This is a genomic window from Trichlorobacter ammonificans, assembly GCF_933509905.1.
GTDB classification, from domain to species: domain Bacteria; phylum Desulfobacterota; class Desulfuromonadia; order Geobacterales; family Pseudopelobacteraceae; genus Trichlorobacter; species Trichlorobacter ammonificans.
The window spans coordinates 763,538-786,985 of record NZ_OW150024.1; the positions used below are offsets into that span (position 1 = coordinate 763,538).

The following is a 23,448-nucleotide window of genomic DNA, read 5'->3' on the forward strand; positions in this document are numbered from 1 at the left end:
GCGTATGCCGCCGTGAGGTTACAGCGGAGCAGGGGGGCTCATGAACACTCAAGCGGTTCCTCCCACTTTGTTGCCCGTTGCAGTGCCCGCTCCCAGTTGCGAAGCATCATCGCACGCCGCTCCGGCATCAGTGTCGGGACAAAAATCCGTTCCCTCAGTCGTGTCGTGGGCAGGTCGTTCCGGTCCCGCCAGAAGTCCACCGCCAGTCCTGCCAGGAAAGCCGCGCCAAGGGCGGTGGTGTCGCTGATGCGTGTCCGCACCACCGGTACCCCCAGCAGATCGGCCTGGATCTGCAATAGCAGGTTGTTAACCGTGGCGCCGCCGTCCACCCGTAGCTCCGGCAAGGGGATGCCGGTATCGCTTTCCATGGCCCGTACCAGCTCCGTGGTCTGGAAGGCGATGCTTTCCAGTGCCGCCCGCGCCAGATGAGCCGCCGTGGTGCCGCGGGAAATGCCGATGATGGCGCCCCGAGCGAAGGGGTCCCAGTGAGGTGCCCCCAGTCCGGCAAAGGCCGGTACCAGGTAGACGCCGCCGTTGTCCGCAACGGATGCCGCCAGTGCCTCCACCTCGTCGGAGGACCGGATGATGCCGAGACCGTCCCGCAGCCACTGAATCACGGCGCCACTGACAAAGACGCTCCCCTCCAGGGCGTACTCGATCCGGTCACTAATCTGCCAGGCCACGGTGGTCAGCAAGCGGTTATCCGATACAGTGGGGGACTGGCCGGTATGCATCAGCATGAAACAGCCGGTGCCGTAGGTGTTCTTGCTCATGCCGGGCACCAGGCAGCCCTGGCCGAACAGGGCGGCCTGCTGGTCGCCGGCCAGGGAGGCGATCGGCACGGGACGGGAGAACAGGCCGGGGGCGGTTTCGCCGTAGACCTCGCTGGTCCGGGCGAGCCGGGGCAGTATGGCCGCCGGTATGTTCAGGATGCGCAACAGCTCTGGGTCCCAGTCTCCGGTGGCAAGATTGAACAGCAGGGTGCGGGAGGCGTTGCTCGGGTCGGTGAAATGGCAGGTGCCGCCGGTCAGTTTCCAGAGCAGCCAGCTGTCCACGGTGCCGAAGAGCAGTTCTCCCGTTTCCGCCCGTTTGCGGGCGTCGGGGACATGGTCCAGGATCCATGCCAGCTTGGTGCCCGAAAAATAGGGGTCCAGCAGCAGGCCGGTCCGCTCCCGGAACAGCGGCTCCAGTCCGTCGGCCTGAAGCTTTCGGCAGGTGTCGGCGGTACGGCGGTCCTGCCAGACAATGGCGTTATGGATCGGTTCGCCATTTTGCCGCTCCCACACCAGGGTGGTTTCCCGCTGGTTGGCGATACCGATGGCAGCCAGATCGGCAGCCGTCAGTCCGGCCCGCTCCAGGGCTTCGTGCGCCACCTCCAGTTGGGAGCTGTAAAGCTCCAGAGGATCGTGCTCCACCCAGCCCGGCTGGGGATATATCTGGCGAAATTCCCGCTGTGCCGTTCCTTTGATCTCTGCGGCATGGTCGAAAATGATGGCGCGGGAACTGGTGGTTCCCTGGTCCATGGCCAGGATGTATGACATGGTGACAGACCTCTTTGGTACGCTGGAATGGGGGGAGATTGCCGCATTGTGGGAATCCGGGGGGCTCCGCGTCAACAAAAAATCTGCTTTCGTTCGAGCGATTGGTGGCGCGTGAAAACAAAAAGGGCCCGCGAAATGTTCGCAGGCCCTTCAATAGTTGGCTCCCCAGCGCGGACTCGAACCACGGACATGGTGATTAACAGTCACCCGCTCTACCGACTGAGCTACTGGGGAAAAGAGAATTGAGTTACTAGCACGGGTGTCCGAGGGGAGTCAACAAAAAAATAGTCGCCATTCGTCCGGGCGGATGGAGGCAGCAGAACACATTACGGGCAACGGAGAGGAGAAGCAGGGGGGCGTTTTATCCTTCTGATATTCTTTGCTTGGATTCTCGGCACAGCATCAGTATAATTCATCGATTTTAAGCCGTCACGGAAAGGACCGTACCTGCATGAGCAGAAAAATGCTGATCAACGTCATGCATCCCGAGGAGGCCCGAGTGGCCATCGTTCAGGATGGGCGTCTCATGGAGCTGAACATTGAAATCAGCGGCAAGGAGCAGACCAAGGGGAACATCTACAAGGGGGTCGTGCTGCGGGTCGAACCGGGCCTGCAGGCGGCCTTCGTCGATATCGGCCAGAAAAAGCCGGGCTTCATCCAGATGGGGGATCTGCATCCCGATTCCTGGCAGTGGCGCGAGGATATTCCGGAAGGGGAGCGCAAACGTCGGCCCCGCATCCAGGAGGTGCTGCGGCGGGGGCAGGAGCTGATCGTTCAGGTGGAGAAGGATGCCCGGGACATGAAAGGGGCGGCCCTGACCGGCTACCTTTCCCTGCCGGGGCGCTACATGGTGCTGATGCCGGGGGATACGGCGGCCGGCATCTCCCGCAAGATCGAGGACAACGCCAGTCGCAAGGAGTTGAAGGCCCTGGTGGCCGAGCTGCAGGTGCCGGAGGGGTATGGGTACATCGTCAGGACCGAGGCCCTGGGGCGGACTGCCGAGGAATTGAAGAAGGATCTGGAGTACCTGTTGGGGGTGCACAAGCGGATTATGGAGCAGGCGGCCCAGGTCAAGGGGCCTGCCGAGATTTACCGCGACGCCGGCGTGATCCTGCGCACCATCCGCGACTATTTTTCCAATGATATCGATGAAGTGCTGGTGGACGACAAGGCGGCCTGGCAGCAGGCGGTAGATTCGTTCAAGGAGCTTATGCCGGGCACGGAAAAACTCGTCAAGCTGCACAAGGAAAAACGGCCGATCTTTTCCAAGTACCAGTTGGAGGAGCAGATCGATCAGCTCTACGAGAAGCGGGTGCCGCTTCCCTCCGGCGGTTCTCTGGTGATCGAGCCGACCGAGGCGCTGGTTTCCATCGACGTCAACTCCGGCAAATCCAGCGGCGAGCGGGGGGTTGAGGACACCGCCTTCAAGACCAACCTGGAGGCTGCCGCCGAAGTGGCTCGCCAGTTACGGCTGCGGGACCTGGGCGGCTTGGTGGTGATCGACTTCATCGACATGCGGGAGACCAAGCACAACAAAGAGGTTGAGCAGTGCCTCAAGGAAGCGCTCAAGATGGACAAGGCGCGGATGAATCTGGGGCGGATTTCCCAGTTCGGCATGCTGGAGATGTCCCGCCAGCGGATTGCGAAGAACATTAACGATGCCATTCACCTGGAATGTCCCCACTGCGAGGGGCGCGGCCGGGTGAAGTCGGTGGAGGCGATGGCTCTTTCTTTTCTGCGCAAGGTGCATGCCGTTGCCGCCAAGGGGCAGGTGGGCGAGGTGCGGGGTGGGCTTCCCCTGGAGGTGGCTTACTTCCTGCTGAACCGTAAGAAGCGTGAGCTGGCCCAGATCGAGAATGATTACGAGATCGTGGTGACGATTAAGGGGAAACCCTCCTTCCTGCTCAATCAGTTGGAGCTGGAGGTAACCAAGCGGGAGAAACCGCAGCGGGAAGAGGACACGGCGTCCGAGGTCGCTCCGCCGGCAGGTGTGGTTGAGGTGCCTCCAACCGAGACGGCGGCTGCACCCGAAGGGAGCGGCAAGAAGAAACGCAAGCGCAAGCGCAGGAAAAAGGGCGGGGCGCACGAGTCCCACGCCGATGCGGTGGCGACGGAAGAGCCGCAGCAGGTGGAAGAAGCGGCCCCGCAGCCGCTGGAGCCGGTACAGGAGGGGGAGGCTGCTGCGGAAGAGTCGGCGGAGGCCGCGGCGCCGAAGAAAAAGCGGCGCTCCCGCTCCCGCAAGAAGACAACGACATCGGAGGCGGCTGCCGTACCGCTGGAGATTGCTCCGGTGGAACCGCCGGTTGCTGAGGAGGCTCCGGTGCCGGTTGCGGTCGAGGAGTCACGCCGGGACGAGGAAACCGGGAAGCCGGCACCGGCGAAAAAGAAGAAAGCAGCCCCGGCTGCCACTCGCGCCAAAACGCGCGCTGCCGCAGCTCCGGTAATCGCCGAGCAGGCGGTGGTGGCCCCTGAAGAAGTGGCGCCCCCCAAACCGGTTCGGCCCAAGAAGGCTGCACCAAAAAAGACAAAAACAACGGTTGAGCAGCCGGCGGAGCCGGTCGTGGCGGAAGCCGTCGCCGAAACGGCGGCAACACCTGCCCCAAAGCCCAAAACACCGCGTAAACGGGCGGCTTCTGCCAAGGCCGGTGCGCCGTCCCGCAAAGGAGCAGCCACGGAAGAATAGCTTGACGGAGCAGGTTGCCTGGGCTACTTTTACAAGCTCTCTGCAGTCCGAACCATCTGAAAGGTAAACGGTTTCCATGGAAGAACTGAGTGAACTGCTCCTGCAGCGCCGCCGCAAGGTCAATGCGCTGTGGGAGGCAGGTATCAATCCCTATCCCAACGACTTCACCCCCCGTCATACCTCCGCCGACGTGGTGGCCGCCTACGGCAGCGTCGAGCAGATCGACGCCCCTGATGCCGAATTCGTCCTGGCGGGGCGGATCATTGCCCGCCGTTCCTTCGGCAAGGCCGCCTTTATCCAGCTCCAGGACCGGGCCGGTCGCATCCAGCTCTACGTCCGCAAGGACGATCTGGGAGAGGAGCAGTTTACCGCTTTCGAGTCCTTCGACATCGGCGACATCGTCGGTGCCGTCGGCTTCCCGTTCCGCACCAAGACCGGTGAGCTTTCCCTGCACCTGCGCTCCATCCGTCTGCTGGTGAAATCCCTGCTCCCCCTGCCGGAGAAGTTCCACGGCCTGACCGACGTGGAGACCCGCTACCGCCAGCGCTACGTTGACCTGATCGTCAATCCCGAGGTGCGGGACCTGTTCGTGAAGCGCTCCAGGATCATCAACCTGATCCGCGGTTTCATGAGCTCCCGCGAGTTTCTCGAAGTGGAAACACCGATGATGCAGCCGATTCCCGGCGGCGCCACGGCCCGTCCCTTCGTGACCCACCACAACGCCCTGGATATGGAGCTGTTCCTGCGCATCGCCCCGGAGCTGTACCTGAAGCGGCTGGTGGTGGGGGGCTTCGAGCGGGTCTTCGAGATCAACCGCAACTTCCGCAACGAGGGGATTTCGGTCCGCCACAACCCTGAATTCACCATGATGGAGTTCTACCAAGCCTATGCCACCTATGAGGACCTGATGGAGCTGACGGAAGAGCTGTTCTGTCATGTGGCCCAGGAGGTGCTGGGGACGCTGGAATTCAGTTATCAGGGGATGCCCATCAGTTTCAAGCGTCCCTGGCGGCGCCTGACCGTCAAGGAGGCGGTGCTGGAGTACGGCGACATCGACCGCAAGCAGTTGGAAGACCGGGATCTTGCCCTGGCCTACGCCCGCAGCATCGGTCTGGACCTGCCGGATTCCATCGGCTACGGCAAGCTGCTCATGGAAATCTTCGAGGAGGTGGCGGAACACAAGCTGATCCAGCCCACCTTCGTGACCGCCTATCCCACCGAGGTGTCGCCCCTTTCCCGCAAGAACGACCACAATCCGGAGATCGTGGATCGTTTCGAGCTGATGATCGCCGGCCGGGAGATCGCCAACGCCTTCTCCGAGCTGAACGATCCGGTGGACCAGAAGGAACGGTTCCTGGCCCAGGTGGCGGAAAAGGACAAGGGGGACGAAGAGGCCCACTACATGGACGAGGACTACGTCCGCGCCCTGGAGTACGGCCTGCCGCCCACGGCCGGCGAGGGGATCGGCATTGACCGGCTGGTAATGCTCCTGACCGATTCCCCCTCAATCCGGGACGTCATCCTCTTTCCCCAGTTGCGCAAGGAAGCCAGGTAGGCCGGTCCATGCCGTTCGAACTACTGATCGGGTTGCGCTATCTCAAGGCCAAGCGCAAATCCACCTTCATCTCCATCATCACCTTCATCTCTACGGCCGGCGTGACCCTGGGGGTGATGGCCCTGATCGTGGTGCTGGCGGTGATGACCGGCTTCGAACGGGATCTGAAGGAGAAAATCCTGGGAACCAACGCCCATCTGGTGGTGATCCGCAGCGGCGCGCCGATGGAGGGGTACCGCGACCTGATGGAGCGGATGAAGCGGCTGCCGGGGGTGGAGGCGGCAACACCGTTCATCTACAACCAGGTGATGCTCTCCACCGGTCGCAACGTTTCCGGCGTGGTGCTGCGGGGGATCGATCCGGTGACGGACCGCCAGGTGACCCGCCTTGCCCGCTCCGTGGTCCAGGGAAACATGGACGGCCTGGATCCGGCCGGCGCCGGCAGCGACCCCGGGGTCATGATCGGCCGCGAACTGGCCCGGCACCTGAATCTTTCCCTGGGCGACCGGGTGAACGTGGTCTCTCCCCTGGGGACCATTACCCCCCTGGGGATGATGCCCAAGCTGAAGCCGTTCCGGGTGACGGCGATCTTCAACACCGGCATGTTCGAGTATGACTCCACCCTGGCCTATGTCAGCCTCCCTCAGGCCCAAGGGTTTTTCAACCTGGGGGACACGGTTACGGGCATCCAGCTCAAGGTGGCCGACGTCTACGGCACCACCGAGCTGGCCGCCAGGATCAACCGGGAGTTCGGCCCGGAGCTGTACGCACGGGACTGGATGCAGATGAACAGGAACATCCTCTTCGCCCTCAAGACCGAAAAGGTGGTCATGTTCATCATCCTCACCCTGATCGTGCTGGTGGCCGCCTTCGGCATCGCCTCAACCCTGTTCATGGTGGTGATGGAGAAAACCAAAGACATCGCCATCCTCAAGACCATGGGGGCCAGGTCCGGCAGCATCATGAAGATCTTCGTGCTGGAAGGGCTGATCATCGGCGTGGTGGGAACCGCGTTGGGACTCCTCTCCGGCCTGTTGATCGCCACCAACCTGGAGCCGATCATCAATGTCGTGCAGAAGGTGACCGGCAAGAACTTCTTCAGCAAGGAGATCTACTACCTGGACCACTTCCCCTCCCACGTGGTGGTGTCCGACGTGGTGACGGTGGCGGTGACTGCCGTGGTGATTTCGTTCCTGGCGACGCTTTATCCTGCCTGGCAGGCGTCCCGGATGTTGCCGGCGGAGGCACTGCGGTATGAGTAGCACAATGCCGATTTTTCGCAATCTCTGCGTTGCCCGGCAGGACTGCTTGTGCGGCGTACCATCACCGTACGCCTCCGCGCATTCCCTTAGGCGCCTTGACCTTGCAAAAACTGGGCGTTTTGGGAGTCGTCATGTCTAGCCTGCTGTCGGTCAAGGGGCTGTGCAAAAGCTACCGTACCGGTGCCGCCACGGTGGAGGTGCTGAAGGGGATCGATCTTGAGGTGGCCGAAGGGACCACCACCGCCCTGGTGGGGGCCTCCGGTGCCGGCAAGAGTACCCTGCTGCATATCCTGGGCGCCCTTGATCGCCCCAGTTCCGGCTCAGTGCAGTTCCGGGGCAGCGACCTGTTTGCCCGCTCCGACCGGGAACTGGCTGATTTTCGCAGTACCAGCATCGGTTTCGTCTTTCAGTTCCATCACCTGCTGCCGGAGTTTACCGCCCTGGAGAACGTCATGATGCCGGCCCTGATCGCCCGGACCGACCGGCGCCAAGCCGAACGGAAGGCGGCTGAGCTGCTGGAGGAACTGGGGCTGGGGCATCGCCTGGTCCACCGTCCGGGCGAGCTGTCCGGCGGTGAACAGCAACGGGTGGCCATCGCCCGTGCCCTGGTGATGGAGCCGGCCCTGCTGCTGGCCGACGAGCCCACCGGCAACCTCGACATGAAGACCAGCGAGGCGATTCATGGCTCTTTGAGCCGACTGCAGCAGAAGACCGGCATCACCTTGGTGATCGTCACCCATAATGAACGACTCGCAGCAGGAATGGAACGGGTAGTCCGCCTGGCGGACGGCCTGATCGAACCGGCTGTACCGGAGGTTCCGTGACCAAGTCACCCTACATGACCACCGCAGCGCTCTGCGCCCTGCTGCTTGCCCCGCAGGTTTCCCGCGCCGAGGGAGAGAAGATCGTTGACGTCGTGGTGCGCGGTAACCGTCGCATCGAGTCGTCGGCGATTCTGAACCTGATCAGGGTCAAACCGGGGGACGCGCTGAGCGACGACCGTACCGATGCCGATGTCAGGGCGGTGTATCGTCTCGGGCAGTTTCAGGATGTGCAGGTTTCCTCCGAGCCGGTAACCAACGGGGTCGTCCTGGTCTATTCGGTGGTCGAAAAGCCGATTATCCGTGATATCCGTTTCAGCGGCAACAGCAAGATCAAGCAGGACAAGCTGCTGGAGGGGCTGCCGATTCGCCGCAACGCCATCTTCGCCAAGAAGGATCTGGATAGCGCGGTGGCCCGCCTGAAGAAACTGTATCAGGATGACGGCTACTATCTGGCAGCCATCGAGCCGCTGGTGGAGCAGCGCACTTCCACCGACTACGTGGTCACCTTCAAGATCACCGAGGGTAACGTGGTGCGGATCAGCGAGATCACCTTCGAGGGGATCAGCGCCTTCAGCCCCCGCAAGCTGCGCGGCGTGATGGAAACCAAGGAGAAGTGGTTCATGAGCTGGCTGACCGGGGCCGGTACCTACAAGGAAGAGGTACTGAAAAACGATGTCCTGCTGCTCACCGATCACTACCTGAACAACGGCTACATCAACGTCAAGGTGGGAGAACCGGTGGTCGTCATGGCCGAGGATGGCGAGTCGCTGCTGGTGACCATTGCCGTTACCGAGGGGGATCAGTACCGGATCGGCCAGATCGACTTCAAGGGAGACCTGCTCTACCCCGAACGGGACCTGCGTGCCAAGATGACCCTGGAGCCGGGAGTGGTGTTCAGCAGGGCCAAGTTGCGTGCCGATATCGGTGCCCTGACCGACATGACCGCCGACAAGGGGTATGCCTTCAACAACGTCACTCCGGCAACAACGCCGCACCCGGAGAACAAGACCCTCGATCTGCTGTTTGAGATCGAGAAGGGAGAGCTGGTTTCCATCGAGCGGATCAGCATTTCCGGCAACACCAAGAGCCGTGACAAGGTGGTGCGGCGGGAGATGCGCCTGATGGAAGGGGAGCTGTACAGCGCCACCGGTTTCAAGCGCAGCAAGCAGAACCTGATGAACACCGGCTATTTTGAAGAGGCAAACGTCTCCAGCGTCAAGGGGAGCAGCACCAACAAGCTGAACATCAATGTGGAGGTAAAGGAGAAACCGACCGGTGCCTTCACCATCGGCGGCGGCTACAGTTCGCTGGACGGACTGATTTTCCAGGGGTCGGTTTCCCAGTCCAACTTCCTGGGGTTGGGGCTGAAGGCCCACGCCTCCGCGGCCGTCGGCGGCAAGTCCAATACCTACTCGGTCGGTCTGACCGATCCCTACTTCCTGGACAGCAAGTGGACCCTGGGTCTCGACATCTACCGTTCCGAGCGTGACTACACCGACTACAGTCGCCGCCTCACCGGTGGCGACATCAAGGCCGGCTATCCGCTGACCGATTTCATCAGCACCTTCTGGATGTACAAGTACGAGATCAAGGATATCTACAACCCGACCGATGAATATCGCAAATGGAGCGCCATCGACCCCGGCAACTATCCGTTGAACCAGACCACGACCAGCTCCGTCTACGCCAGCATCACCAACAACACCACTGATTTCCGCTTCGACCCCTCCAGCGGCATGGTGAACACCCTGTCCGTGGAATACGCGGGCCTGGGGGGCAACAACAAGTTTATCCGCGAGATCCTGGACAACACCATTTATGTGCCGCTCAAGTGGCAACTGGTGGGCTCCACCCGGCTGGTGATCGGTGCCGTACAGCAGGCTGACGGGCCGATCCCGATCGACGAGAAGTTCTACCTGGGGGGGATCGGTACCCTGCGCGGTTATTCAGCCCGCACGGTCAGCCCCATTGACAAAAACGGCATCCATATCGGCGGTGAAAAACAGCTGTTCGGCAATACCGAGCTCAAGTTTCCCCTGTTGCCGGAGTTTGGCCTGAAAGGGGTAGCCTTCTTCGATTACGGTAATGCCTGGACCAGTGGCGGGATCAAGCCGCCGGATATTCTGATGAGTTACGGTGCCGGCATCCGCTGGGCCTCCCCCATGGGGCCGCTGCGGCTGGAGTACGGCATTCCGATCAATCCCCGTCCGGAAGACAACAAGTCGGGGCGGTTTGAGTTCGCGATCGGCAGCATTTTCTAGAACGGCAGACGGCCTGTCCGTCTGTTCATGATGAGTTCAGATATGGAACAAGGAGAAGGGATCGTATGAAACGGTTTGTTCTGTCGGTACTGATGGTGATGATCTGCTCCGGCCTGGCCCAGGCCGCCGAAACCAAGGTCGGCTATATCGATATGCAGCGGGCGCTGAACCTGTCCGATGCTGGTGTGCAGGCTAAAAATCAGTTGCAGGAAAAGCTGAAGGGCTACCAGGCACAGATCAACGCCAAGCAGGAGGAGCTGCAGAAGCTGAAGACGGATATGGAGAAACAGTCCATGACCCTCAACGAGGCGGCACGGGCGGCGCGGGAGAAGGATTATCAGCAAAAGCTGAAGGATTTTCAGCGGTTTACCAAGGATGCCGAGGAGGACATGCAGGCCCGTGATGGCGAACTGACCAAGAAGATCCTTGAAACTCTGGAAAAACTGATCAGCGAGTATGGCAAAAAGAACGGCTATACCATTATCTTCGATGCCCGTGGCGCCGGCCTGCTCTACGCTGACCAGAAGGCCGATCTGACCGATGCCATTCTCAAGGAACTGAACGCGGCTACCAAGGCAAAAAAATAGAGGTTCGAGGCACTCACTCCATGCAGATAACCAGGACATTGCAGGAACTGGCCGACTATCTGGGCGGCGTTGTCCACGGTGACGGAGCGGTACGGGTCAGCGGCCTGGCCCCCCTGGACAATGCCGGGCCGGATAAGGTCACGTTCCTGGCCAACCCGAAATACGCCGCCAAGGTGGCGGAGACCGGCGCCGGCGGCGTGCTGATGGCGCCGGGCAACGAACGGTACGGCCGCAACGTGATTGAACTGGCCAACCCCTATCTGGGGTTCGCCAAGCTGCTGACCCTCTTCTATACCGCACCCCATCCTGCCCTGGGAGTGCTGGAGGGGGCGACGGTAGGCTCCGGTACGACCCTGGGAGAGGGGATCAGTATCTATCCCGGTGCCGTGGTCGGCAACAACGTCGGCATCGGTGATCGAACGGTCATCCACCCCGGTGCGGTGATCTACGACGGCGTCACCATCGGCAGCGACTGCGTGATCCATGCCAATGCGGTGGTGCGGGAGCGCTGCCGGATCGGCAACCGCTGCAAGCTGCAGCCGGGGGCGGTGATCGGCAGCGACGGCTTCGGCTATGCGCCGGACGGCAGTTCCTATTATCCGATTCCCCAGATCGGCATCGTGGTGCTGGAGGACGATGTTGAAATCGGCGCCAACACCACCATCGACCGGGCGGCACTGGAGGTGACCCTGATCAAGCGGGGCACCAAGCTGGACAATCTGGTGCAGGTGGCCCACAACTGCCGTATCGGCGAGGACTGCATGATCGTCTCCCAGGTGGGGATTGCCGGCTCCAGTACCATCGGCAACCATGTTACCCTGGCCGGTCAGGTGGGGGTGGTGGGGCACGTCAGTATCGGTGACAATGTGATCGTGGGTGCCCAGGGAGGGGTCCCGGGTTCGCTGGCAGGTAACGCCTACTACAGCGGCTCCCCGGCCATGCCCCATAAGGAGTGGTTGCGTACGATGGGGACCCTGCCGAAGCTGCCGGAGATGCGCAAGAAACTGGCGGAGCTGGAAAAAAAGATCGTCGGGCTGGAAGCCCGGCTGGCCAAGGAGTGAAGAGATGGACGTAACCCTGCCAATGGACGTGAACGGAATCATGGCGATCCTGCCCCACCGCTATCCGTTTCTGCTGGTGGACCGGATCGTGGAGCTGGAGCACGGCACCCGCTGTGTCGGTATCAAGAACGTCACCATCAACGAGCCGTTTTTTCCGGGGCATTTCCCCGGCCACCCAGTGATGCCGGGGGTACTGATCGTGGAGGCCATGGCCCAGGTGGCCGGCATCATGGCCTATCTGGCATCTGACGATGAAACCCGCAAGAAGGTCAGCTACTTCATGGCCATCGACAACGCCAAATTCCGCAAGCCGGTGGTGCCGGGTGACCAGCTCAGGATTGAGATCGTCACCACCCTGAGCCGCCGCGGCATCTGGGGCGTTGACGGCAAGGCCTACGTTGACGGCAAGCTGGTGACCGAGGCATCCCTGAAGGCAACCTTTGCCGCAGCCTGAGAAAGAGAGAGACCGTATGGCATTTCATCCCACGGCAATCATTCATCCCACCGCGCAGGTGGCTGAAGGGGTCGAGATCGGTCCCTATGCGATCATCGAAGAGAATGTGATCATCGGAAAGGGGACCAGCATCGGCCCTCACGCGGTGATCGGCAAGTGGACCGAGCTGGGTGAGAACAACCAGGTGTTTCACATGGCTTCAGTGGGGGCTCCGCCCCAGGACCTGAAGTACAAGGGGGAGGAGTGCTGGACCCGCATCGGCAGCAATAACGTGATCCGCGAGTTCGCCACCATTCACCGCGGCACCGTCACCGGCCACGCCGAGACCGTGGTGGGCAGCAACAACCTGTTCATGGCCTACTCCCACGTGGCCCACGACTGCCGGGTGGGCAACGGCGTGGTCATGGCCAACGCCGCCACCCTGGCCGGGCATGTCACCGTACAGGACAACGTTATTCTGGGCGGCCTGGTGGCCATCCACCAGTTTGTCACCATCGGTGCTTACTCGATGCTGGGAGGCGGCACGCTCGTGGGGCTGGACATCCCCCCCTACATGATCGCCACTTCCGGCAAGCGGGACGCCAAACTGCGGGGACTGAACCTGATCGGCCTCAAGCGGCGCGGCTTCAGCGACGAGGCAATCAACAACCTGAAGAAGGCGTACAAAACCCTCTTCATGGCCGATCTCAAACAGGCGGAAGCGATTGCAAAAATCAGGGCCGAGATCGTCGGCTGCGCCGAAGTGGACAACCTGCTGCACTTCATCGAAACGTCGCAGCGGGGGATCTGTCGCGGATGAGCGCCCTGCGCACGGCGGTCATCGGCGTCGGCTACCTGGGGAACTTCCATGCCCAAAAGTACGCCGCCCTTGGGGATGCGGAGCTGGTGGGAGTGGTGGACTCCGACCCCATCCGCGTCGGTGAGGTTGCCGCCGCCTGCGGCTGCACGGCCTTTACGGACTACCGCGACCTGATCGGCCGAGTGGATGCGGTCAGCGTGGTGGTGCCCACCCAGTTTCACCACCAGGTTGCCCGTGATTTTCTGGCTGCCGGTGTGCACGTCCTGATCGAGAAGCCGATCACCACCACCATCGAGCAGGCCGACGAACTGATCGCCCTGGCCGATAGCGGCAACCTGGTGTTCCAGGTGGGGCACCTGGAGCGGTTCAACCCGGTGCTGATGGCGGCGGAGGAGGTACTGCAGGCGCCGCTCTTCGTTGAATCGGTGCGGATCGCACCGTTCAAGCCGCGGGGGACCGACGTCAACGTGGTGCTGGATCTGATGATCCACGACATCGACATCATCCAGCACCTGGTCAGATCGAAGGTTGCCAGCATCGACGCCATCGGCGCTCCGGTCTTTACCGGTGAGGAGGACATCGCCAACGCCCGCATCGCCTTCGAGAACGGCTGTGTTGCCAACGTCACCGCCAGCAGGATCAGTCTGAAGAGCGAGCGAAAAATGCGTATCTTCCAGCGGGACGCTTACTTGACTCTTGACTTCCAGAATCGCAAACTGCTGGTGGCAAAACGGGGGGCCGGCGAACTGCTGCCCGGCATTCCCAACGTGCAGGTGCAGGAGCAGGAGCTGGGGCAGTCCGATCCGCTCCTGTCCGAGATACGCTCCTTCCTGGAGGCGATCCGTAGCGGGGGCCAACCCCAGGTGAGTGGCCGGGACGGCCGCATGGCGCTGGAAACAGCGCTGAAAATCAATCAGGCTTTGAACAGGATACCGTCATGATCCCCATGGTTGACCTGAAAACCCAGTACCATGCCCTGAAGCAGGAGATCGACCGGGCGGTGCTGGATGCCCTGGAGAGTACCCAGTTCATTCTGGGTCCCAACGTTACGAACCTGGAAGCGGAGGCTGCCGCCTACCTGGGAACTCCCCACGCCGTCACCTGCGCATCCGGCACCGATGCCCTGCACCTGGCGGTGCTGGCCGCCGGTATCCAGCCGGGGGACGAGGTGATCACCACTCCCTTCACCTTTATCGCCACCGCCGAAGCGATCCGCTACGCCGGCGCGGTACCGGTGTTTGTCGATGTGGACCCGGCCACCTTCAACATCGTGCCGGAGCTGATCGAGCGGGCCATCACCCCCCGTACCAAGGCGGTGATTCCGGTACACCTGTTCGGCCAGCCGGCGGACATGACCGCTATCAGCGATATCTGCAGCCGGCATAACCTGGTGCTGATCGAGGACTGCGCCCAGTCCTTCGGTGCCGCCGTGGGTGGACGTATGACCGGTACCATCGGCCGCTTCGGCTGCTTCAGTTTTTTCCCCAGCAAGAACCTGGGAGGGTACGGCGACGGCGGGATGATCGTCTGCGGCACGGCAGAGGATGCCGACCAGTTGAAAATGCTGCGCAACCACGGCAGCCGCGTGCGCTACCACCATGACGTGATCGGTTTCAACAGCCGTCTTGACGATCTGCAGGCCGCCATCCTGCGGGTGAAGCTGCGGCACATCGACCGCTTCAATCAGGAGCGGCGCCGGGTGGCCCACCGCTACTCTGAGGGGCTGAAGGATCGGGTCACCGTGCCGTTCGAAGACGGCAAAGGCGTCCATGTGTACCACCAGTACACCCTGCTCTCCGACCGGCGGGATGCGGTTATGGCAGCGTTGTCCGGGCAGCAGATCGCCTCGGCCATCTACTACCCGATCCCCCTGCACCGCCAGAACGTTTTTGCCGGCGAATGCCGGGATCTTTCCCTGCCGGTGGCGGAGTCGCTGGCAAGCCGCTGCATGTCGCTGCCGATCTACCCGGAGATGACCGACGAGCAGGTGGACCGGGTGGTTGCGGCGGTGCGCGAAGCGTTGGCGTAGCTCGATGGTGCGTCGAGACGATGGCGCTGCCGCCGACGCCGTGTACGGCAACCATTCGCGGCGCGTGATGATAATAGCTGGCGAGGCTTCCGGCGACATTTACGGCGCCGGACTGATCCGGGCGGTGCACCGGCGGGACCCTGCGGTGCGATTCTTCGGCATCGGCGGGGTACGGATGCGGGAGGCCGGGGCCGACACCCTGGTGGATGCCGCTGAGATGGCCGTGGTGGGGTTGATCGAGGTGCTCCGGCATTTCGACGTCATCGCGTCAGCCTTCCTGAAACTGAAAAAAATCCTGCTCAGCGAGCCCCCGAGCCTGCTGATCCTGATCGACTACCCCGGTTTCAATCTCCGGCTGGCCAAGATTGCCAAAAAGGCCGGTGTCCCGGTGCTCTACTACATTTCTCCCCAGATCTGGGCCTGGCGCCAGGGACGGGTGCAAAAGATCCGCCGTCTGGTTGACCATATGGCGGTGATTCTTCCCTTTGAAGCCCCCTTCTATCAGAAAGCCGGTGTGCCGGTCTCCTTCGTGGGACACCCCATGGCCGATCTGGTAACGGTCTCCCTGGACCGCGATCAGGCGGCCCGTTCCTTCGGTCTCGATCCGGCACACCAGATCGTGGGACTCTTTCCCGGCAGCCGTAAAAGCGAAATCAGTCGCCTGCTCCCCACGATCGTTGCCACGGCCTGCCTGCTGCACCGCCGTTTTCCCGAAATTCGCTTTGTCCTGCCGCTGGCCTCAACCCTGCAGGATGAGGACTTGACGCCGTACCTTGCCGGCAGCGGACTGCCGGTAACCGTGGTACGGGAGCGGATTCACGACCTGACCCGGGCCTGCGATGCCGTGATCTCGGTTTCCGGCACCGTCACCCTGGAGGTTGCCCTGGTAGGAACCCCCCTGGTGATCATTTACAAACTGTCGCCGCTCACCTACCGGATCGCCCGGCGGCTGGTCAAGGTGGACCATATCGGTCTCTGCAATATCGTGGCCGGCGAAACCGTGGCCCGCGAACTGATTCAGGATGACGCCTCGGCGGAGATGATTGCGGAGGAAATCGGACGTATCTTGTCAGATAGTGGCTATGCGGCGCAGTGCAGACAGAAATTGTCCAGGGTCAGGGAGCGGCTGGGCGGCGGTGGCGCCGACGACCGGGTGGCCGCCTTAACCCTGGAACTGCTGGCAGCGCCATGAAACGGATGCTCTGGTTCCTGCAGGCGGGCGCCTTCTACCTGTTTACCTGGCTAGTGGCCCTGCTCCCCGCCGGTTTGTCCCGGAAACTGGGAACAGCCACGGGTGAGCTGATGCACCGGCTGCTGACGAGTCGTCGCCGGATCGCCGAGGAGAATATCGCCCGCAGCCTCGACCATATGCGGGCCCAGCCGGGCTGGAGCTGTACCATCCCCGATGCCGCCGGTATCGCCCGTGAAACCTTTCGCAACATCGGCCGTTCCCTGGTGGAAACCTGCCGTCTGTATCATGGCCGCGGCGACGAGCTGATTGCCGCCATCGAGGTGCGGGGCCGGGAACACTATGACGCCGCCAGGGCGCGGGGCAAGGGGCTGATCTTCCTTACCGGTCACTGCGGCAACTGGGAACTGGTGGCCCTGGCCTATGCCCGGCTGTTCAACTCCTCCATGTCGGTGGTGGCCCGGCGCCAGAACAACCCCTATCTCAACCGCATGGTGGAAACCATGCGGATGCACTACGACAATCGGGTCATTTACAAGGACAACGCCCTGAAGAACATGATGGCGGTGATCCGCAGGAACGGGGTGATCGGATTGCTGGTGGACCAGGCGGTCTTTCCGGAGGAAGGAAGCCTGATACCGTTTTTGGGACGCCCGGCCTGGGCCTCCAAGGCGCCGGTGCTGCTGGCCCGCAAGACCGGGGTGGCGGTGCTTCCCGCCTTTATCCACCGTGAAGGGGACCGGCACGTGATCGAGCTGCACCCGGAGCTGGTATTTTCCGGGGACGCTTCCGAGGAGGGGTGGCAACAGGACGTCAAGCGGTATTCCGCTGCCATCGAACAGTTTATCGTCCGCTATCCAACCAACTGGTACTGGGTACATCGGCGCTGGAAACGGGCGGAGGGGGCGTGAACAGGAGATTCTGGGCCGAACTGCTGGTGCTGCTGGTGCTGCTGGCGGCCGGCACCGCCATCATTGCCGCCACCGGTGCCGATCTGGCCCTTTCCGCACGCTGGTACCTGGAGGGGGGATGGCCGGTGGGTGAAGCCTTTCCCTGGAAGCTGCTCTACCGGATCGACCGGACGCCGGCCATCCTGCTGGCTCTGATCGGTTTGGGCGGAGCGGTGTGGGGGCTGCGGCGTGCGACGAAGCGGCACTGGGTACGCCCCGGTCTGTTTCTGGTGCTTCTGCTGGCCTTGGGGCCGGGAGTGCTGGTGAACGCGGTCTTCAAGGAACACTGGGGACGCCCGCGTCCCCGCGAGGTACAGGAGTTCGGAGGAAGCAAGCCGTTCCTGCAGCCCTGGCAGCCGGGAATCAGCGGCAAGGGGCGTTCGTTTCCCTCTGGTCACTCCTCTGCTGCCTTCTATCTTGTTGCACCGTATTTCGTTTACCGCCGGTCCCACCCCCGCCGGGCAGCCGGCTGGCTGGCGGGGGGTATCCTGTTCGGCCTGCTGATGAGCTTTGCGCGGATCGTGCAGGGAGGGCATTTCCTGTCCGACTGTCTCTGGGCCTTCGGCATGGTCTGGCTGACGGGGATGGTGCTGGCTGAACTCATGGGTATCGGCCGGGAAGGGCAGCGGGAGCCGTGCCAAAAGAACTGACCCACTGGGCACTGGCGGAAGAGGCACTGCACCGGCTGCCTGCCGACAGCCGGTTGAAGGGGCTGATCCACGACCAGCGGGAGCTCTACCTGGTGGGTGCGGTGCTGCCGGACACGCTGCTGCACCTTTTCTATGGCCCCTGGTCCCGCCAGGCCCTGCTGCTGGCTGATCAGTTCCACGACACCGCCGCCAACAGCTTTCAGCCGCTGATCGAGGTGGAACGGCGTTTTCCCGGCAGCCTGCCCGCTCCGCTGCTTGCCTGCCTGCTGGGGGTGATCAGTCACATGCTGGCCGACTGCGTCCTGCATCCCTTTGTCTACGCGGTGAGCGGCAGCGGAGAGATCGGCCGGCACTACCGTCTGGAAACCGATATCGACTGCTACGTCGCCCACCGGGGACGCATCGGCTTCGGTCGGCGGCTCGCCGATCTGGTGGGGCCGGAAGCACGCGTGCGGCTGGTGGAACTGCTCGGCATGCTGTTCGATCCACGGGGAACCCTGCCGCGGGAGGCGCTGGAGCGGGCCCTGGCTCTGCACTGCCGTCTGCAGGGAATGTACGGTGTACCCGCCTGGCAGATCGTGACATCCTGCCTGGCACTGGTGCCGGTCCGCTTTTTCCGGCGCAATCGCGAACTGTTCTATCCCCTGTCCGGTGCCGGCGTTCGCGGTGCGGCCTGCGCCCTGCCCCGGCCGTGGCGGCACCCGGTAACCGGCCGGGAAGAGCGTGCGACGCTGGATGACCTGCTGTCGGCCGCAGTAACGGCCATGGTGGAGCACTTCGAGCGGATCGGGCACGCCGGTTGTCTCGCCGCCGCCTTGCAGGATCCCCCCGGCGCCAATCTCCTGACCGGCAGCTACGGCGTCAGACTGGCCGATGCCCGCTTCATCTCCGCAGAACCACCCTGAGTGCCCGCAGCAGTACCCCGCACCCCCGCACCGGATCAGGCCGCCGGTACCACGTCGGCCGACTCCCCGTCCTGGACGAGCCAGCGCTTGAACCTGCGCAGCTGCTCCGGCGACCCCAGGGACAGCAGTTCGTCCCCGGCAACAAGCCGCTCGTCTCCCGACGGATTGACGATCTTCCGTGTTCCCCGCCTGATTCCCACCACCAGCACGCCGGTATGTAGAGGAATCCGCAGTTCGGCAAGGGACGCCCCGATCCGGGGCCCCTGCTCCACCACAACGGTTTCCAGCCGGGCTGCGTCGAAATCTCCCCGTACGGCGCTTTCCTGCTGCCGTCCCAGTTCGCAGCGCAGGGCGTCGATCTGCTCCGCCGTGCCCAGGAGCAGCAACCGGTCGCCGGGATAGAGGGGCATGGTTGATTCCGGGGCGATGATCGTATATCCCTGACGCTCGATTTCAACAACGGAACAGCCAAAGCGGGAGCGGATGTTCAGGTCGGCGATGCTGGCGCCGGAACAGGCAGCGTACTCCGGCAGCATGATTTCCTGGACGTTGATCTGCCAGTCCTGGTAGCGCTGCGGCCACGCCTGCCGGCGGGCCGCCTCGTCCGTTGCCGTTTCGGCCGTGAAGATATCCTTCACCGAAACCTGCCACTTGCTGTGCAGATAGATGAGCCGGTGGGAGAAGACCAGCAGCACCGTCGCCAGTACGGCGGCGATGGCCAGCCAGGACCACTTGGAGAGGGAAGCCAGCGGCACGATGCCGGAGAGCCAGTAGGCAATGATAACGGCACTGAACGCCTTGAAGCCGTTTTCAACCAGGGGGGCGGGCAGACGGATGCGGCTCTGGGTCAGCTCGGCGAACATCAGGGCCAGTACCGAGCAGTTGCGCCACATGGCAAACAGGGGAATCAGCACCAGGAAGCCGATGGTCACCCAGAAGCTGATGGTCAGTGCCTGCGGCGTCAGCACAGCCGCCAGCGGACCCTGCTGAAAGAATCTGAGCAAGGTCTGGGAAAAGAGAATGAGTCCGGTGATGAACAACGCCTCCAACGCGATCTGCAGCAGCCGCTTTTTGCTCAGTTGCCACCAGAGCTGGCTGCCCTGCAGGTCCGAGAGCTGGGCCAGCCAGCCGTGGTAGATTTCCAGGCCGCGACGCATCCAGGCAGGCTCGCGGGCCTCTATCCAGTCAAGCATCGGTTCGGCATGGCGGTTCACGATCGGGGTGATAAGCACGGTAAGAAGGGAAACCCCCACCGCGATCGGGTAGAACTTCGGCGGCAGCACCGTAGTCGTGACCCCCAGCTGTGCGATGACGAAGGTGAATTCTCCCAGGGGCGTCAGGGCGAGACCTGCCCGGCGGGCGGTGCGGGGCGGGGTACCCACCAGGATGAGGGCAAAGCCGGTGGCAAGGGTGCGGGCAAGCAGGGTGAAAAGGCACAGCCCCAGTATCCAGGGCCAGACGTCCAGCATCAGCCTGACGTCGATCATCATGCCGATGGAGACGAAAAAAACACTGCTGAACATGTCGCGCATGCCGGAAAATGACTTGTCCACGCCGCTTTTCTGGGGCAGTTCGGCGATGACCGCCCCCAGCAGGTAGGCCCCCAGGGCAAGGGAGTAACCGGCCTTTGCCGCCATGATCGCCATCAGGAACAGGATGCCGGCCACGACGATGGTTTGCAGTTCCGGGTCGCTCTTGGCCTCCATTCGCCGCAGCAGTTTGGGGATGAAGAAGAGGGCCGCGATGACCAGCAGCACCACAAAGGCGCTCATACCGGTCAAAAGCGCCCCTACCCCGGCCGATGCGGATGCCGAGGCACTGGCCTGGGTGCTGAGCACCGTCAACATCACCACCGCCACCACGTCTTCCAGCACCGTAATCCCCAGCGCCAGCTGGCCGGAGCGCTCCCGGCCGAGATTCATGTCCTTGATCACCTTGGCAATGACCGCAGAACTTGAAACCATGAACATGGCCGCGATGAAAAGGCTTTGCGTCGTGGACCAGCCGAGGATGCCTCCCAGCACCTGGGTCAGGTTGAGCACGAAAAATGCTCCCAGTCCCGTGGCCAGCAAGGTGGCGGCTCCCATCTTCTGCAGCTTGCTGAGACTTAAGCCCAGGCCGATGGCGAACATGAGAAACACCAGACCGATCTGGGACAGGGTCTCGATCCGCTGGACGTCGAGAATGAAGGAAAAGGGCGGGGTATGGGGACCGAGTACGATCCCGGCCAGCAGGTAGCCAACGATTACCGACAGGCCGGCACGTCTGCAGAGGGCGCCGGCAAGACCGGCTCCGAGCAGAATAATGGCTAGGTCCTGGATCAGATTGATGCTTTCCATGCAAATGTCTCCACTGATGGATTCCGGTATGCTGCAGGTGCGGACGGGTGTCCGGCCCGCCGGGAGCTCCGGGTGGGGATCACCAGTAGGCGTACTGGTAGGTAATCCCCAGGATCAGGTTCAGGTCCGATTTTCGCGTGCCTGCCGCGGGGGCGCTGTTGAAGCGGTAGTCGGCCTCGAAATTGGCGTAGAGGTTCTCGAAAAGCGGGATGCGCAGCCCCTGTTCGGCATGCAGTACCGTCGAGCCGGCGATGATGCTGTAAAAGCCCTCCTGGCGATGGAAGAACGTGAGCCGGCCCGGCACGACTTCCCAGTCGATCCCCAGGGACCAGCGCCCCGTGGCATCCTGGCGGTCCTCGCTGCCGGAGAAGTCTTCCAACAGGTAGGAGGCACCCCCTTCCACAAAAAGGCTGAACTGTTTCGATTCGAAGAGCTGATAGCCGACACCGAGGCCTTCGGTGGTGCGCAGATTGAGGTCGGCGAAGCGGTCGTGCTCGGTAAGGGACTGTGCGTAGCCGTACAGCTTCTCACCGGTAAATAGGTCGTACTTGAAGCTTGCCGACGAATTGCTGATCGCCGTTCTGCCGTTGGTTTCGCCGTAGTTGTAACGGCCGTCAACGGTAAAGCGGTGCCGCTGTTTCTTGACCTTGAAGCGGGCCGAGGCACTGACCGCATTCGCATTGGTGTTGCCGCTGTTGAAACTGCCGCCCAGGGAGAACAGTCCCGAGTAGGTCGAGGGGTTGATGGCCCGTACCTGTGTCAAGGGGGTTGGTACCGGGGGAGATGACGGGCTCTCTTCGATCAGGGCGATGCCGCTCTCCGGACAGGAGATCGTGCCGATCACGAACCGGTTGTCCCCCACGGCTACCGGCAGGCTGTTCCCGGAAACGAGACAGTCCACCGCCTCCCAGGAGATGGCAAGCGTGTCGTGCGCGTAGGGAGCCCGGAGGTAGAGCAGGCTCCCCTCCAGGCGTACAATGGTGCCGGTCAGACGATCGCCGTTTTTCATCCGCACTTCGTCGGCCGTCGCAGTGGCGACGGTCAGCACGAGCGACAGCAGCATGGCGCACCACAGCACACAGGATTGTCTCATGCATCACACCTCGTGCCCGGATGCGAGCTGGAGCGCCACGGCGTTTGAAACAGTTTTCCGCAAGCGCGCCAAGGGTTTTCGCGTCCGGTGAAAACGTCGGTTGGTCTTCCGGCTGATTTGTAGGCGACTGGAGATCGGGTGCCGCCGAGCGGCACCGGTACCCGGGGTTGGATTGTGCGGTACCATAGCGCATTTCTGCGGAATGGTCATGAAAAAAATCACTATGTTACGGATATTCACCTGGGGCGGCCGGGCGTCACGTTCCCACGTGCAGCGCCCGACCGCCCCGCGGCAGAGCGCCTGGTTCTAAGACGGGTCGTGCTGGTGGATTGCGGATAACCGCCAGGGATTGTTGCCCACCGGCCTGGTAACGGTCCAGTACTCACGGAAACTGATCGGCTCGGTCATGCTGCCGCTCCGCAGGGCGCCGCCGGCGTCGGTGGTATAGTCCAGCAGGCTGGCGTGGATCAGGGTGGTGATATAGTCCTGTCCCGACTCTTGCCAAACCTCGGTGATCTCCACCTTTTTGACGGCGATGTTTTCCAGCCGGTTCACCAGGTTTTCCCGCAGCAGCCGGTCCACATCCTCCTGCAGTATCTGGCGCATTTCATCGGTCAAAAGTCCTGCGACCGGGGTCAGGTCCCGGTGCATCCAGGCCGCCTGAATCCTGAAGAAGTGGTCCATGACGGTATCGCAGAAGGCTGATTCGTCAAAGCTGCGGTCCATCTGGCGGACATGGGCCAGTCCCGGCGAAACCTGATCGCTAACGGTTTCAGCGACAGCAGGGGAGGGCACGGAGAAGAGCGGAGCGGAGGAGTTATTTCCCTGGAAACGGGCTGCCGGCGAATGCTCCGCCCGCTTCCGGGCGGCGATGAAACGGTAGATGGCGTAGCCGACCCCGGCCAGTAGCAGGATTTCAAGCAGGCCGATACCGCCGCCCCCTCCCATGCCGCCGGCAGCGCCGGCAAAGCTGCTGAACAGCATGCTGCCCAGTAGTCCACCCATGATGCCGCCCGCCATACTGCGCAGGAAACCGCCGCCAGCCTGCTGTTGCATCGGGCCGGGGGTGGGAGCGGCCTGTTGTTGCCGTTGCTGGTTCTGCTGGTAGGCGGGGGAAGCGGGCTTGCTGACGCTGCGGGAGCCGCGGCTGCCCATGGAACGGCTGCCGCCGGCCTTGGCGTGGGCGGTCAGTTCCAGGACCGTGCCGCTCAACAGCAGCACGGTCGCCATGACGGTAAACAATCGTCCAACGTGTCGTTTCATCGG

General features: G+C 62.6%; 19 protein-coding genes and 1 tRNA gene. 15 read left to right on the top strand and 5 right to left on the bottom strand.

The genetic code is table 11. From position 1 onward, the window contains the following. Positions 1-38 precede the first annotated feature (38 nt). Together glpK and RAK07_RS03420 are read right to left on the bottom strand one after the other, a co-directional pair. Positions 39-1,541, bottom strand: a complete 1,503-nt coding sequence (gene glpK, locus RAK07_RS03415) for a glycerol kinase GlpK (RefSeq protein WP_305731449.1) — start codon at positions 1,539-1,541, stop codon at positions 39-41. A 158-nt stretch (positions 1,542-1,699) separates the two neighbouring features. Continuing rightward, a tRNA-Asn gene (locus tag RAK07_RS03420) sits at positions 1,700-1,775 on the bottom strand. Between the two features lie 217 nt (positions 1,776-1,992). Between RAK07_RS03420 and RAK07_RS03425 the strand changes: the two genes are divergently transcribed. The 15 genes from RAK07_RS03425 to RAK07_RS03495 all read left to right on the top strand — a co-directional run bounded on the left by RAK07_RS03425 (position 1,993) and on the right by RAK07_RS03495 (position 18,750). Next, complete coding sequence (locus RAK07_RS03425) at positions 1,993-4,224, top strand: Rne/Rng family ribonuclease (protein WP_305731450.1); 2,232 nt, start codon at positions 1,993-1,995, stop codon at positions 4,222-4,224. Positions 4,225-4,300: 76 nt separating this feature from the next. Continuing rightward, positions 4,301-5,779: a lysine--tRNA ligase gene (gene lysS, locus RAK07_RS03430; protein ID WP_305731451.1), complete on the top strand. Its 1,479-nt coding sequence runs from the start codon at positions 4,301-4,303 to the stop codon at positions 5,777-5,779. An 8-nt stretch (positions 5,780-5,787) separates the two neighbouring features. Then, a complete protein-coding gene (locus RAK07_RS03435; RefSeq protein ID WP_305731452.1) occupies positions 5,788-7,041 on the top strand; it encodes a lipoprotein-releasing ABC transporter permease subunit in 1,254 nt (417 codons plus the stop codon). A gap of 131 nt (positions 7,042-7,172) precedes the next feature. Continuing rightward, positions 7,173-7,865, top strand: coding sequence for an ABC transporter ATP-binding protein (locus RAK07_RS03440; RefSeq protein WP_305731453.1), 693 nt, complete (start codon positions 7,173-7,175; stop codon positions 7,863-7,865). After that, entirely contained in the window at positions 7,862-10,126 is a 2,265-nt protein-coding gene (gene bamA, locus RAK07_RS03445) for an outer membrane protein assembly factor BamA (protein WP_305731454.1), read from the top strand. The genes RAK07_RS03440 and bamA overlap by 4 nt, the downstream gene beginning before the upstream one ends. 65 nt (positions 10,127-10,191) lie before the next feature. Further along, the gene (locus RAK07_RS03450; RefSeq protein WP_305731455.1) at positions 10,192-10,713 is read left to right on the top strand and encodes an OmpH/Skp family outer membrane protein; all 522 of its coding nucleotides are present in this window, start codon (positions 10,192-10,194) and stop codon (positions 10,711-10,713) included. A 20-nt stretch (positions 10,714-10,733) separates the two neighbouring features. Further along, on the top strand, positions 10,734-11,774 hold the full coding sequence (gene lpxD, locus RAK07_RS03455; RefSeq protein WP_305731456.1) for a UDP-3-O-(3-hydroxymyristoyl)glucosamine N-acyltransferase: 1,041 nt from the start codon (positions 10,734-10,736) through the stop codon (positions 11,772-11,774). 4 nt (positions 11,775-11,778) lie between these two features. Then, the gene (gene fabZ / locus RAK07_RS03460; protein WP_305731457.1) at positions 11,779-12,228 is read left to right on the top strand and encodes a 3-hydroxyacyl-ACP dehydratase FabZ; all 450 of its coding nucleotides are present in this window, start codon (positions 11,779-11,781) and stop codon (positions 12,226-12,228) included. A 16-nt stretch (positions 12,229-12,244) separates the two neighbouring features. After that, positions 12,245-13,027 (top strand): acyl-ACP--UDP-N-acetylglucosamine O-acyltransferase, encoded by a 783-nt coding sequence (lpxA, locus tag RAK07_RS03465; protein WP_305731458.1) that lies wholly within the window; start codon positions 12,245-12,247, stop codon positions 13,025-13,027. Next, a complete protein-coding gene (locus tag RAK07_RS03470) occupies positions 13,024-13,968 on the top strand; it encodes a Gfo/Idh/MocA family protein (protein ID WP_305731459.1) in 945 nt (314 codons plus the stop codon). Before lpxA ends, RAK07_RS03470 begins: the two co-directional genes overlap by 4 nt. Further along, positions 13,965-15,056 carry a DegT/DnrJ/EryC1/StrS family aminotransferase gene (locus RAK07_RS03475; RefSeq protein WP_305731460.1) on the top strand — a complete coding sequence of 364 codons (1,092 nt, stop codon included), beginning with the start codon at positions 13,965-13,967 and terminating at the stop codon, positions 15,054-15,056. Before RAK07_RS03470 ends, RAK07_RS03475 begins: the two co-directional genes overlap by 4 nt. Positions 15,057-15,096: 40 nt before the next feature. Next, complete coding sequence (gene lpxB, locus RAK07_RS03480) at positions 15,097-16,248, top strand: lipid-A-disaccharide synthase (protein ID WP_305733470.1); 1,152 nt, start codon at positions 15,097-15,099, stop codon at positions 16,246-16,248. Beyond that, complete coding sequence (locus RAK07_RS03485; protein ID WP_305731461.1) at positions 16,245-17,156, top strand: lysophospholipid acyltransferase family protein; 912 nt, start codon at positions 16,245-16,247, stop codon at positions 17,154-17,156. The genes lpxB and RAK07_RS03485 overlap by 4 nt, the downstream gene beginning before the upstream one ends. After that, complete coding sequence (locus tag RAK07_RS03490) at positions 17,153-17,845, top strand: phosphatase PAP2 family protein (protein ID WP_305731462.1); 693 nt, start codon at positions 17,153-17,155, stop codon at positions 17,843-17,845. The genes RAK07_RS03485 and RAK07_RS03490 overlap by 4 nt, the downstream gene beginning before the upstream one ends. Continuing rightward, complete coding sequence (locus RAK07_RS03495; RefSeq protein WP_305731463.1) at positions 17,830-18,750, top strand: zinc dependent phospholipase C family protein; 921 nt, start codon at positions 17,830-17,832, stop codon at positions 18,748-18,750. Before RAK07_RS03490 ends, RAK07_RS03495 begins: the two co-directional genes overlap by 16 nt. Positions 18,751-18,785: 35 nt before the next feature. Here the strand turns inward: RAK07_RS03495 and RAK07_RS03500 are convergent, their stop codons facing one another. The 3 genes from RAK07_RS03500 to RAK07_RS03510 form a co-directional block, all read right to left on the bottom strand. Next, the gene (locus RAK07_RS03500; RefSeq protein WP_305731464.1) at positions 18,786-21,089 is read right to left on the bottom strand and encodes a cation:proton antiporter domain-containing protein; all 2,304 of its coding nucleotides are present in this window, start codon (positions 21,087-21,089) and stop codon (positions 18,786-18,788) included. Positions 21,090-21,168: 79 nt separating this feature from the next. Then, a complete protein-coding gene (locus tag RAK07_RS03505; protein ID WP_305731465.1) occupies positions 21,169-22,182 on the bottom strand; it encodes a DUF481 domain-containing protein in 1,014 nt (337 codons plus the stop codon). A gap of 306 nt (positions 22,183-22,488) precedes the next feature. After that, positions 22,489-23,445 (bottom strand): Tim44 domain-containing protein, encoded by a 957-nt coding sequence (locus RAK07_RS03510; RefSeq protein WP_305731466.1) that lies wholly within the window; start codon positions 23,443-23,445, stop codon positions 22,489-22,491. Positions 23,446-23,448: the final 3 nt, after the last annotated feature.